Genomic DNA, 12,108 nt, shown 5'->3' on the forward strand with positions numbered 1-12,108 from the left:
GTAGCCTGTGCGACCTCGCCATACGGTGGCGGACGCCGCGCGCCAGGGCCGGGCGGCGATTACTGAGGCTCTGGCCAATGGTGCCGGAGCGGCCTCGATTGGTAGCGTGCGGGGGAGTGCATTGTCTCGATCGTCCGGCGATGGGCGGGTCCGGCGGCTCGCGAGGGTACAGAAGGGGGCTACGTGTCCGTGGACAACAGAAGGTTCCATCGCGCTGGGCGCGTGCGCGCGGCGGTTCTGCTCGCGGCAGTGGTGGTCGGGGTTGCCGGGTGCTCCGGGTCGACCGAGGGTTCCCCGACGGCGGTGGAGAGCACGGCGGCGAGCCCAGAAAGCGGTCAGACCTCGGGAACGGGGAGTGCGACGGGGAGTACTACCGCGAAGTCGGATGAGGCGGCGCTGTGGGATCCGTGTGCGCTGCCGGAATCGGCAGTGTCCGGAACCGGGCTTGACGCAGCCTCAAAGGAAACTGGTATCGCGGAGGTTGATTTCTCCGACGCAGGGTGGAAGATCTGCAGCTGGAGATCGACAGCAGGTTGGTACGACCTTACAATCTTCTCCGGTACGCCAACTCTGGAAGACGTCAAAGCCCGGCCGACCTTTACGAACTACACCCCCAAGACCGTCGGTGCGCACGAGGCGACTCAGTACGTCCCGGTCGGTGCTACCAAAGATCTGGAGTGCGCGACTGCCGTCGGACTCGAGCAGGGCGTTGTCATGATCAAGGTGCAAGCGCGGGCGTCCAAGGGCGCTCAAGAGAACCCTTGCGTCGTGGTGGACCGTCACGCTGCTGACCTTGCTGAATACCTGCCGGAAAAATAGGAGGCGGGTAGTGGGTGTGGTGGACCTCGGCGGAGTTGACCCGCAACAATGGCGAAACCTACTGAGCCAGGCGGAATCGGGTGAGCTCACGCTCGACCCCGATGTCGGAGCAAACTTGGATGCGGTGTGCCAGACCTACCTCGACAAGCTGGACGATGTCCTGCTGAAAGCCCGTAACGTCGCGAACGTTGAAGGATTCGGGTCGTTTCCCTCCGGCGAGGCTCTGCGAGAGAAGTTCTCTTTCAAAGGCAGCGGGACCACCCAGTCGATTGATGCGGTGCTCCTGGAACATGTTGAGACAGTAAATTTGATCCGGCAGGTCGTAGCGAAGTCGATCGAAAACCTGAAGGCGACCGATCAGGCTACCGGCCAGCAGGTTACGAAGACCGGGCAGGACCTTCCGCAGGGATAGACCGCGTTGCATGCGGCAGTTGGTCTGACCACTCTCGGACTTGCGAAGTGCTACCGCGAGAGTCGAGCCGCGCCGAAACAAGCACGAGCCCTGGACAGTCTGCCTGCCCAGGGCTCGCTGCGTATCAGCGCAGGTCGAAACTTGCCGCGTACTACTGTCGGCTGAACTTACCGCTCGCGACTCCGGCGGTGAATGCTGCCCACTCGGTGGGGCCGAAGACGAGCGCGCCTCCGCTCGGGTTCTTGGAGTCGCGGACGCCCACCAGACCTGCATCCAGGAACGCGACTTCCACGCAGTCCTTGACGGCGTCGCTGCGGCTGCTTTTGAACCACCGGGCGTCAGATAGGTCTTTGTTCACTGTAGAAACTCCTTAGCTGCCTGGCGGAGCAAGCCCCTGCTATCCACGTCATCCAGCGCAGAATCCTGGAATGCCTTGTACGCCTGATGGTACCGGTGCACATCCTTTGGTTTCTCGAAATACATGTCGCCAACCAGCCCCGGCACGTAGACCACAGGCGGCTCGATGGGAAGGCCCGCGCGGTTGGTACCGAACTCTAGGATCGTGAACTGACCAACCGCACGTCCACCCGGGATGCCCGCCTCGTTAGGCATGACTCGAATGGAGACGTTCGGCCGCGTGCTCAGGTCTGCGAGTCGTTTGAGCTGGGCGGCCATTGTCTTTCTGTCACCGATCGTGCGCCGCAGGACCGGTTCATGTAGGACGATGTCGACATCCGCCGGCTGACGCTTCCGCGTGACGATCATCTGCCGGTACTGCCGCAGCTGGACGCGACGTTCGTGTTCGGCGGGAGTCTCGCCAGGAAGCGCTTCCCGGACCAACGCCCGTGTGTAATCCGCCGTCTGCACAATCCCCGGCACCAACTCCACGTGATACGAAATGAACTTCTGCGCCGCCGCTTCCAACCCCATGTACACGTCGAACGTCTCGGGGATCAGATCCCCGAACTCATGCCACCAGCTCTTCTCGCTCGCCTGCCGCGCCAGCCCGACGTAGGCGGCGACGAGGTGGTCGGGCACCCCGTACAGCTCGCAGGCGGCTTCGACGTGGCTGATGTTGACTCTGTCGTTCTGTCCGTGTTCGAGCCGGTACAGGCTGGTGGAACCGATGCCGAGTAGGCCCGCTGCCTGCGGCTGGCTGAGTCCGGCGCGGGTGCGCCAATCCATCAGATAGCGGCCGAGCTGGCGGCGCGGCACGGTGGATCCGGTGTCCTGCATGGTTTCCTCCCCATCGAGGGCGGGCCGTTCGACCCGCAAACGGGTAGAGCAATGGCACTGCCGCGGAAGCCATGCTGGGCTTTTACCTCACCCGGGCCGCCCGGCCCTTCGCCCACCACACCGCTCCCACAGCAGATGGTTCGCTGTTGCACACCAGACACCGCCCTGAAGAACCCCGAATCCAAGATAACACGCTGTGCCGACATGTAATGCGTTATGCCGCAGAAGAATTGGAGTTCGAACCTGCAATATTCAACGACTGAATATTCCACTCCCGATGCTGTAGCTCGTTGCCGCCGGCCATCTTCCGGCTGTCCGTCGCCCGGCGAAATCTGTCATACCCCCGCGCTAGGGTGGCACCACGAGCGATCGACACGGAGCGCGCTCGGATCGTTCCTCGAGAGATAAGGAGCCGTGGGGTGGGATACGGCGTGATGCCCTATGCGGTCGAAACCAAGTACCTGAACGCACCGGCAACATTCACCTCCGATCCGGAGGATTTCTTCGACTGGATGTTGCAGGTGCATGCGCATGCCCTCGACGAGGCCGCCATCCGCACGGCCCTACGCGAGCTCTTCTTCGCCCAGGAGCCCACCGGTTCCGAAGGCTGGGCCTACGGCTACGCGCTGAAGGTGCTGTGCGAACAATTCGGCGGCTGGTTACCCAATGGGCACTGGTATCCGTTCCGCAGCCATGGCTTCGATGCGGTCGGCGCGGCGCTGCGTGCCCTCGATATCGACTTCGACCCCACCGACCTCATCTACTCCGGAGCCCCGGTCGACCTACCGCCGATCGATGACTTCCCTTCGATCGGCCACCTCGCCCTGGCCGAACTGAAACCCCTCGCCGAATCCCTGACCGCCGCCGACCTGACCACCATCGAGGACGCCTCCCTGGTCGATTCCATATCCGAACTGCGCGGTTGGACCAATACCTGCGTGGAACGTGGCTGCGACCTGGTCTGCTTCTACCACTGAGCGCCCGATCGCGCCGCGCCACCGGCTCGGCCCACCGTCGACGACGGCACCAGCCGCCACAGCGAGGTGACCTCCCGCCGCCTCGCTTCGTGCAGCGGGTCGGCGGCGTCGGTCGCGCGAGCGTGCCGTGGTTGCGTATCGTGCCTGCTCACCACGCGCAGACCGGCGGCGGCGATGCGGGCGGGCAACGCGCCGCGGGTGCGCAGCCCGAGGTGCTCGGCGAGGTCGGACAGCACCAGCCAGCCCTCACCGGCGGGGGTGAGGTGCGCGGCCAGTCCGTCCAGGAAACGATGCAGCACAACGGAATCCGGGTCATAGACGCCGAGTTCGAGCTCCGAGCTCGGCTGCGCGGGCAGCCAGGGTGGATTACACACCACCAGGTCCGCGCGGCCACTCGGCCACAGATCGGCCTCGATGATCTGCACCCGGTCGGCGAACCCGAGCCGCCGCATATTCGCCGCGGCGCAGTCCACCGCGCGCCGGTTGATATCGGTGCCCACCACCCGCCGCGCCCCACGGCGGGCGAGGACGGCGGCGAGCACTCCGGTCCCGGTGCCGAGATCGAACACCGTCGCGGGTGCGGCGCCTCCGTCGAACGGCGCCTCGGCGACGAGGTCGATGTACTCCCCGCGCACCGGCGAGAACACGCCGTACGCGGGATGAATACGCGCGTCCAAGGCCTCGATCTCGACGCCGCGCTGATGCCACTGGTAGGCGCCGAGCACTCCGAGCAGTTCGGTCAGCGACACACAGGTGCTCTCGGTGGTCGCGCCGTAGGCGTGATCGCAGGCCGCGCGCACGTCGGGTGCCCGGCGCAGGTGCAGCGAATGGTCGGGCTCGAGCAGCACCATCATGCGGCCGAGTACCCGCGCGCGCTCGGTGCGCTTGGCGCGATGGCGATGGAACAGCTCCGCCGCCCCGTCTCCGGTCGGCCCGGAACGCGAGCTCTGTAGCCGGTCCACCGCGCGCAACAGTTGGCGTGCGTTGTGGAAGTCGCCGCGCCACAGCAGTCCGATCCCGTTGCGCGCCATGCGGTACGCCGACTTCGCGGTGGTGCGGTCGTCGACGACGACTACGCGAACCGGTGCCGGTGCATCGCTTTCGGAATGCCAGCGTGCGGAGCGGGCGATTCCGTCCTCGGTCCACTGGACCATCGACATGAGGTACTCCAGAACTGTTCGAAGGTGCCTTGTATCAGCAACGCTTCGAGCCGGAGTACGACGAGGCTATCTGGCTGTCACCAGGAGGGCACGGACGGTCGCTCGCACGCTCGAAGCGCGGCAGCTCGGTCACCTAGCACCATGCCCATAGTCACGGCTGGATCCTTCCCGTCACGTAGGTCCATCCTCGCACAGCGGCACGCACCCCCGGGCGCCCGATCAGGATTCCGGCGGAAGGATCGGCGGCGCGAAAACATCTTCCAGCGGGGTCGGCCCGGTGTAGCGCTGACAGTTGCAGCTCACCCATTCCCGCATGCCGTGCATGCCGCGCCGTGAGATCTCGGCGTGGCACTTGCTCGTCGAGCGATCGTGCAAGGCCAGGTCGTGCCCGCATCCGCAGCGCGGGCGAATCTGCTTCGCCTGCCGAGGCCGGCGCTGCGCGAACCGGCCGACAGCCCAGCCGACCAGCACCAGGCCACCGCCGACGGCGAGGCTCAAAGGATCCAACACCTTTGCAGTATACGTATACGCATAGCAGCCGTCACGACGAAAGCATGACCCACATCACGTCCGAGGGCCGTCACAACCACGGCGTGCGCGGCATCTAATGCGCGTTCAGTTCCACGACGGGAACCGCCGTCGGTGACCGGCCCGGCCCGGTCGCGCGCATGTCAGGAGAAAGCTCATGAACCTCGCCCTCTGGATCTCCGCCGGACTGCTGGCCGCCATCGCCTTGTTCGGCGGCGCCTCGAAAGCGTTCATGCCCAAGGACAAACTCGACGAGCTGGGCGCGAAGTCCGGCGGCGGCTGGACCGAGCACGCGAGTTCCGGCTTCGTCAAAACCCTCGGCGTGGTGGAAATCCTGGCTGCGGCCGGCCTGATCCTGCCCGCCGTGCTCGACATCGCCCCCGTCATGGTCGCGGTGACGGCCGTGTGCTGGATCCTGCTGATGATCGGCGCGATGATCACGCACGCCCGCTACCAGCAGTACAAGTTCGTGGCGCTCAACTTCGTCTACCTCGCACTCGCGGCCTTCGTTGCCTGGGGCCGCTTCGGCCCCGAGTCCTTCAGCTGAGCCGCCCTCGGCCACTACTCGCTGACCACCGGCCCGGGCGCGGCGCCGCAGACTGGGATCAGGCGATGATTATTTACGCCTGTCGGTCCCGGTGCCGAACCCACGGCCAGGTCATCAACGCCCACACCACGAGCAAGATGATCGCGACGGTGCCCAGATACCACGGCCACGGCCCCAGCACATCGAGCAGCGAGGGTGTCGAGGGTTTCCGGTTGACGAACCCATAGTTGGTGCCGGCCAGCGAATTGAACACGAAGGTGATCGCCACCCACGCGATCGTCGCCCCCACCGCCAGCCGGTAACTACGCCAGTCGGGTCGCATCCCGACACCCCAGGTCAAATAGATCGCAGCCCACACCACGAGCAGATGAATGGCCCAGAACCCCAGGAACTCGTAATGCGGGAAGTCCGGGCTTTCCAACGCCGGTGACACCAATGCCTGCGTACTCAAGGTCAGGCACCAGTAATAGGTCAGCGCATAAGCCCACGGCCAACGTGTCAGCAACGCGACCCCCGACACCACCGTCGCCAAGTCGGTCAGCCGCAATGGAACGGATTGCCCCACGGTCGGCGGAAACATGGTCGACCCCAAGACCACCAGATAGATCCCCAGGGTCACCAGCCCGAACGCCCGGCTGAACGCACTCGCGGCGCTGGTTTTCTGCTCCCGCCGCCCGATCACCACCACCGCGGCCGCCCCGGCCGCGAACACCGCGAGCACAATCCAGTGCGATGGGCCGTACGCGGAGAACTCCCTGGCCACCGGGTGCACAGCCCTCAGGGTAATTGGCCGCGGGCCGCGAAACCGGCGATTGGTCGGCCCGGTGCGGGGCCGCATCGATGTCGGTCGCCGATAGGTGATCATCGGCGTGGCCCGCATCGGTCCACCCGCCGGGTCGAAGCCGGATCCGATCATCGTGCCGACCGGAGCGGCCGGGGATAAGCGAAGGTCCCGAACGGAATTCCGCTCGGGACCTTCGTACCGGCCGGTAGCCGCAGGCAGAGGTCAGTCGCGGTAGCTCAACCGCACATCCGCCAGCACCGGCGCATCATCGCGCTCGACCACGCTCGCGCCGATGATCAGCTCGCCCGCACCACGCCAGATCCGGGTGCGGATCGTCTCACCGGGATAGAGCACACCGGCGAACCGCGCCCGGAAACCGGTGACGCGGGAAGCGTCGGAATCGAGCACGGTGTCCGTCGCGGTTTTGCAGACGATGCCGTAGGTGCACAGGCCGTGCAGGATCGGGTTGGGAAACCCTGCGGCGCGGGCGAATTCGGGATCCGAGTGCAGGGGATTGCGGTCACCGAGCATCCGGTAGAGCAGTGCCTGCTGCGGCAGCGTCGGCGTGGTGACGTCGAAATCCGGTGCACGGTTGGGCAGTTCGGACTTGGTGCTGGGGCCGCGTTCGCCGCCGAAACCGCCCTCGCCCTTCGCGAAGATGGACGAGCGGGCCGTCCACAGGGGCGAGCCGTCGGAACCGGTGATGGTGTGCTCCTGCACCACGACCGCTGCCGAACCCTTGTCCCAGATCTCGCTGATCCGCCCGGTGCCGGTCGCCTTACCCGACGCCGGAATGGGGCGATGCACCTCGATTTCCTGGTGGCCGTGCACCACCTTCGCCAGATCGATGTCGATGCCGGGGAAGCTGACCTTGGGCGGCTCGGTCTCGTTCAGGGTCTGCGCGACGGTCGCGAACGTCGGCAGCACCTGCGGGGTGCGGTCGTCGAGGTAGCGCAGTTCGGCGGGATCGGTCCAGCGCGCGCCCGCGCCGAGGCCGAGCTGATACAGCTGGACGTCGGACGCCGTCCACGCGAACTCCCGGCTCGGCAGTTCGGCGCCGAGCGCGATCTTCGGGTCGATGGGCATCAGTTCTCCTTGTGCATGATTGTGGACAAAACGGTGCCGCCGTCTCCGTCATCCTGCCGAGCGGGGACGGTGCGCGGCAGCGGATCGCCCGCCTCGTGGGACGCGAGGCCCACCGCCCACCGCTCGACCCGGGCCATCTCCTAAACCTCGGCCGACGCCCGCGCGGACTCCGACTTCTTGCGCTCCGCGATATCCAGCACGGCCAGGTAACCGAAGGTGATCGCGGGCCCGATGGTCGCGCCCGGCCCGGCGTAGGTGTGGCCCATGACCGGCGTCGAGCAGTTACCGGAGGCGTAGAGCCCTTCGATCGGTGTGCCGTCCTCGCGCAGCACCCGCCCGGCCGTGTCGGCCACCAGTCCACCCTTGGTGCCGAGATCGCCCGGCACGATCTTGGCCGCGTAGAACGGGCCCTGGACCAGCGCCGCGAGGCACGGATTGGGCTTGACGGTCGGGTCGCCGTAGTAGCGGTCGTAGTGGCTGTCGCCGCGGCCGAAGTCCTCGTCCTTGCCGGTGTCGGCGAAGCTGTTGAACCGCGCGACGGTGGCGGTCAGGTTGTCGGCGGGCACGCCGAGTTTTTCGGCCAGTTCCTCGATGGTGTCGGCCTTGACGATGAAATCGTTTTCCATCCAGCGGGACGGGAACCGCTGGCCTGGCTGCAGCCCGGCGAAGATGTAGCGGTTCCGATAACGCTGGTCGAACACCAGCCAGGCGGGGATGTTCTCGCCCGGACCCTCACCCTGACCGTATTCGCCGCCGTACATGGTGTGCACAGCCTCGACGTAAGGAGCGGACTCATTACCGAAACGCTTACCGTCGGCGTTCACCATGATGCTGCCGGGCAGATTCCGTTCGGCCAGCGCGAACCACGGCTTGCCGCCCTTGAACACGGTGGGACCCCACCAGGCGTCTTCCATGAAGCCGATCGCCGCGCCCGCGTCCATGCCCGCGACGATGCCGTCGCCGGTGTTGGCCGCCGCGCCCGTGGTCCACTCGGTGGTGATGGGCTGGCGCTGGTACTTGGTGCGCATCTCGGCGTTGTGCTCGAAACCGCCGCTGCCGAGGACGACGCCCAGACGCGCGGTGAAGGTGACCGGCTTACCGTCCTGGAGGGCTTCGACGCCGGTGACGGCGCCGTCGGTCACCACGAGCTTGGTCATCGGGGTGTTCAACAGCAACGGGACGTTCGCGTCCATGAGCCCCTTGCGCATGGCCGCCATGATCGCCTGGCCCATGACCAGCAGGTGCTTGCGGGTGAACTTGGCCCAGTAGGTGCGCGCGCCGACGCGCATCGCGCGCATCATGCCCTTGGGGTGGCGCTTGATCAGGTTGAGCCGCACGAAGTCTTCCTGCATGACGGCGACGTTGAGCGGGGCCCTGGCGTACGGCGGTTCGAGGTTGAACCGCTCCTCGCCGAGCACCATCGCATCGAACGGCTTGGGCTCGCAGGAGCGTCCCTCGCCCTTGCCTCCGGGAGCCTCCGGGTAGTAGTCGGAGTAGCCGGGCACCCACTTCAGCTTCAGCGGCGTGTGATCGAGCACGAAGTCCAGTGCTTCCGCGCCGCGATCGATGTAGGTGTCGATCCGTTCCTTCGGCACCACGTCGCCGATGATGCTGTGCAGGTATTTGCGCGCCTGTTCGCGGTCGTCCGGCCGGCCCGAGGCCAGCAGTGCCTTGTTTCCGGGAACCCACACTCCACCACCGGAGCGAGCGGTGGATCCACCGTAGTGTGCGGCCTTCTCCAGGACCACCACGCTGAGCCCGTGATGGGCGGCCGTCAGGGCGGCGGTCATTCCGGCGGCGCCACTACCGACCACCACCACATCGTATTCCCGATCAGTCATGTAGAACACGTTATAGAATCTTCGGTTGTTAATCCATTGGTTGGTGCGTATACCTTGCTAATCAGGGGTGAACGCAGCAGTCTTATCGTCAAGGAAACTCGTTCCAGTTTAGTGGCGAGTTCCGAAGTGGAGCGGAACCGGAGTGGAGTACATGAGCCTCGATTGGGACCTGACCGCCGACGTGATCGTCATCGGTTTCGGGGCGGCGGGGGCCTGCGCGGCGCTGGAAGCCGCGGCCGACGGGGCGCAGGTGCTGGTCCTGGAACGGTTCACCGGCGGCGGCGCGACGGCGCTGTCGGGCGGGATCATCTACGCCGGAGGCGGTACCTCCGTGCAGCGTGAAGCCGGGGTGCGCGACACCCCCGAAGCGATGCTTGCCTACCTCGAGCGTGAGGTCGGCGATGCGGTGCGTCCGGAGACGCTGCGGCGGTTCGTCGACGAGAGCCCCGCCATGATCGACTGGCTGAAGGGCCACGGCGTGCCGTTCGAGGCCTCGCTGTGCCCGTACAAGACCTCCTACCCGAACGACGACTACTACCTCTACTACTCCGGCAGCGAGATCTCCGGCGCCTTCTCCGACATCCCCGCAGCTCAGCGCGGCCATCGGGTGCACGGGCGCGGTGTGTCCGGCAAGAAGTTGTCCGGTCCGCTGACCGCCGCCGCGGCGAAGGCCGGGGTCCGGGTGGAAACGCTGACGCAGGCCACCGAGCTGATCACCGACGCCACCGGCGCCGTCATCGGCGTCGAATGCCGCACCCTGCGTGGGGCGCCGGGGCGCATCCGCGAGCGCTACACCCGCATGGCGAAACTGGCCGCCAAACCCGGCATCTACTACCCGCCGCTGCGCAAGGCGATGGAGAAGCGGATGGCGCGGATCGACGAGCGCTACCGCACCACCATCCGGGTGCTGGCCCGGCGCGGGGTGATCGTGAGCGCGGGCGGATTCATCGCCAACCGCGAGATGGTGGCCGAGCACGCCCCCGCCTACAAGGGCGGGATGGCGCTGGGCACCACCGGCGACGACGGCAGCGGCATCACGCTGGCGCAACGCGTCGGCGCGGCCACCGACCGGATGGGCAACGTCTCCGCCTGGCGGTTCCTGCTGCCGCCGAGCGTGTTCACCGGCGCCATCCTGGTCGACGGGCAGGGCCGCCGCGTCATCGACGAAACCCGCTACGGCGCCGCCGTCGGCAACAAGCTGGTCAACGAGCACGGCGGCATCGGCTGGCTGCTGGCCGACGAGCCGATGATGCGCACCGCCATCGGCCAGATCGGTGCGCAGGGCACCTGGTTCCAGCGCGCCCAGTTCGAGCCGCTGCGCCGCAGCGCCAAGCGCGGCGCCACCATCGAGCAGGTCGCGGCCAAGGCCGGCATCGATCCCGCCGGGCTGCGCGCCACCGTCGACGCCTACAACCAGGCCATCGACACCGGCGCCCCCGACCCGGTCGGCAAACCGGCCGAATACACCACCCCGCTGCGCACCGGCCCGTTCTGGCTGCTCAACGTCTCCATCCGGCCGAGCGTGATCAACCCCTGCCCGATGCTCACCCTCGGTGGCGTTGTCGTCGACGAGGAGACCGGCGCCGTGCGCTCCACCGACGGAACCGATATCCCCGGCCTGTACGCGGCCGGACGCACCGCCGTCGGCATCTGCTCGGACTCCTACGTCAGCGGCCTGTCGCTGGCCGACTGCGTGTTCTCCGGACGACGCGCGGGACGGTCGGCGGCCGGAGTGCGCAGCGACCGGCGCGATGCGGCGGCAGCGGAAAGGAACCTCTCATGAGCGGAACCGCTTCTGAGACATACGAATCCCTCATGTGCGGGCCGCCCCGGCAGCGGGTGCGCAGCCCGGCGACGCAGGGGGAGGCCCGGCGGCGAAGCGTGACCACGCAGACGCCTGCTCATGAGAGAAAGGATTACTGACGTGCTGTCCGATGCGGTACGAACCGAACTGGCCGACGAACTCGAGCGCGCCGAACGCGACCGGGTCGCCATCGATCCGCTGGTCGCGCGGCACCCCGATATCGACGTCGTCGACGCCTACGAGATCCAGCTGATCAATATCCGGCGCAGGCTCGAATCCGGCGCGCGCGTGGTCGGGCACAAGGTGGGCCTGTCGTCGAAGGCGATGCAGCAGATGATGGGCGTCGACGAACCCGACTACGGGCATCTGCTCGCGGAAATGGAAGTCTACGAAGACGTTCCGGTCGAAGCCGATCGCTACCTGTTCCCGCGGGTGGAGGTCGAGGTCGGGTTCGTCCTCGGCGCCGATCTGCCCGGCGCGGACTGCACCGAGGAGGACGTGCTCGCCGCCACCGTCGCGTTCGCGCCCTCCATCGAGCTCATCGACTCGCGGATCAAGGACTGGAACATCGGCCTGGCCGACACCATCTCCGACAATGCCTCCTCGGCCGGCTTCGTGCTCGGCAAGGAGCGGGTCGCGCCGAAGGACATCGACATCAAGTCGATCAATGCGGTGCTCACCCGCAACGGCGAGGTCGTCGCCGAGGGCCGCAGTGACGCGGTACTCGGCGATCCGGTCATCGCGGTGGCGTGGCTGGCCCGCAAGGTCGCGAGCTTCGGGGTCCGGTTGAAGGCGGGCGATGTGGTCCTGCCCGGTTCCTGCACGCGCGCCATCGACGCGCGTCCCGGAGATGCTTTCCATGCCGAGTTCGCCGGACTCGGTTCTGTCCGTTTGCAATTCACGTAGGAGGTACG

14 protein-coding genes are annotated in these 12,108 nt (G+C 66.7%); 6 read left to right on the forward strand and 8 right to left on the reverse strand.

Going from position 1 to position 12,108, the window contains the following annotated elements; all coding sequences use genetic code 11:
* Window positions 1–183 precede the first annotated feature (183 nt).
* Together GV790_RS14850 and GV790_RS14855 are read left to right on the forward strand one after the other, a co-directional pair.
* Window positions 184–819 (forward strand): DUF3558 domain-containing protein, encoded by a 636-nt coding sequence (locus tag GV790_RS14850; RefSeq protein ID WP_163813953.1) that lies wholly within the window; start codon window positions 184–186, stop codon window positions 817–819.
* Between the two features lie 10 nt (window positions 820–829).
* Complete coding sequence (locus tag GV790_RS14855; protein WP_163813954.1) at window positions 830–1,231, forward strand: hypothetical protein; 402 nt, start codon at window positions 830–832, stop codon at window positions 1,229–1,231.
* Between the two features lie 151 nt (window positions 1,232–1,382).
* On the opposite strand, the gene GV790_RS14860 is transcribed toward GV790_RS14855, so the two are convergent.
* Window positions 1,383–1,589 carry a DUF397 domain-containing protein gene (locus GV790_RS14860; RefSeq protein ID WP_163813955.1) on the reverse strand — a complete coding sequence of 69 codons (207 nt, stop codon included), beginning with the start codon at window positions 1,587–1,589 and terminating at the stop codon, window positions 1,383–1,385.
* Window positions 1,586–2,467 (reverse strand): helix-turn-helix domain-containing protein, encoded by an 882-nt coding sequence (locus tag GV790_RS14865; RefSeq protein ID WP_163813956.1) that lies wholly within the window; start codon window positions 2,465–2,467, stop codon window positions 1,586–1,588. Before GV790_RS14865 ends, GV790_RS14860 begins: the two co-directional genes overlap by 4 nt.
* A gap of 419 nt (window positions 2,468–2,886) precedes the next feature.
* Between GV790_RS14865 and GV790_RS14870 the strand changes: the two genes are divergently transcribed.
* Window positions 2,887–3,444 carry a DUF7691 family protein gene (locus GV790_RS14870; RefSeq protein ID WP_163813957.1) on the forward strand — a complete coding sequence of 186 codons (558 nt, stop codon included), beginning with the start codon at window positions 2,887–2,889 and terminating at the stop codon, window positions 3,442–3,444.
* Here GV790_RS14870 and GV790_RS14875 read toward each other — a convergent pair.
* Both GV790_RS14875 and GV790_RS14880 read right to left on the reverse strand, forming a co-directional pair.
* Window positions 3,435–4,604: a methyltransferase gene (locus tag GV790_RS14875; protein ID WP_163813958.1), complete on the reverse strand. Its 1,170-nt coding sequence runs from the start codon at window positions 4,602–4,604 to the stop codon at window positions 3,435–3,437. The two genes, GV790_RS14870 and GV790_RS14875, sit on opposite strands and share 10 nt — an antisense overlap.
* A gap of 219 nt (window positions 4,605–4,823) precedes the next feature.
* Window positions 4,824–5,114: a hypothetical protein gene (locus GV790_RS14880; RefSeq protein ID WP_309139001.1), complete on the reverse strand. Its 291-nt coding sequence runs from the start codon at window positions 5,112–5,114 to the stop codon at window positions 4,824–4,826.
* Window positions 5,115–5,289: 175 nt separating this feature from the next.
* On the opposite strand from GV790_RS14880, the gene GV790_RS14885 reads away from it, so the two are divergent.
* Window positions 5,290–5,679 carry a DoxX family protein gene (locus GV790_RS14885; RefSeq protein WP_163813959.1) on the forward strand — a complete coding sequence of 130 codons (390 nt, stop codon included), beginning with the start codon at window positions 5,290–5,292 and terminating at the stop codon, window positions 5,677–5,679.
* A 73-nt stretch (window positions 5,680–5,752) separates the two neighbouring features.
* On the opposite strand, the gene GV790_RS14890 is transcribed toward GV790_RS14885, so the two are convergent.
* The 4 genes from GV790_RS14890 to kstD all read right to left on the reverse strand — a co-directional run bounded on the left by GV790_RS14890 (window position 5,753) and on the right by kstD (window position 9,399).
* A complete protein-coding gene (locus GV790_RS14890; protein WP_309139002.1) occupies window positions 5,753–6,451 on the reverse strand; it encodes a YwaF family protein in 699 nt (232 codons plus the stop codon).
* Between the two features lie 234 nt (window positions 6,452–6,685).
* On the reverse strand, window positions 6,686–7,549 hold the full coding sequence (locus tag GV790_RS14895; protein WP_163813960.1) for a MaoC/PaaZ C-terminal domain-containing protein: 864 nt from the start codon (window positions 7,547–7,549) through the stop codon (window positions 6,686–6,688).
* On the reverse strand, window positions 7,549–7,686 hold the full coding sequence (locus GV790_RS14900; protein WP_163813961.1) for a hypothetical protein: 138 nt from the start codon (window positions 7,684–7,686) through the stop codon (window positions 7,549–7,551). Before GV790_RS14900 ends, GV790_RS14895 begins: the two co-directional genes overlap by 1 nt.
* A gap of 3 nt (window positions 7,687–7,689) precedes the next feature.
* On the reverse strand, window positions 7,690–9,399 hold the full coding sequence (kstD, locus tag GV790_RS14905) for a 3-oxosteroid 1-dehydrogenase (RefSeq protein ID WP_163813962.1): 1,710 nt from the start codon (window positions 9,397–9,399) through the stop codon (window positions 7,690–7,692).
* 142 nt (window positions 9,400–9,541) lie between these two features.
* On the opposite strand from kstD, the gene GV790_RS14910 reads away from it, so the two are divergent.
* Window positions 9,542–11,173, forward strand: coding sequence for an FAD-binding protein (locus tag GV790_RS14910; protein ID WP_163813963.1), 1,632 nt, complete (start codon window positions 9,542–9,544; stop codon window positions 11,171–11,173).
* Between the two features lie 141 nt (window positions 11,174–11,314).
* A complete protein-coding gene (locus GV790_RS14915) occupies window positions 11,315–12,100 on the forward strand; it encodes a 2-keto-4-pentenoate hydratase (RefSeq protein WP_163813964.1) in 786 nt (261 codons plus the stop codon).
* Window positions 12,101–12,108 lie beyond the last annotated feature (8 nt).

It is taken from the genome of Nocardia cyriacigeorgica (assembly GCF_010858045.1).
Classification (GTDB): Bacteria; Actinomycetota; Actinomycetes; order Mycobacteriales; family Mycobacteriaceae; genus Nocardia; species Nocardia cyriacigeorgica_E.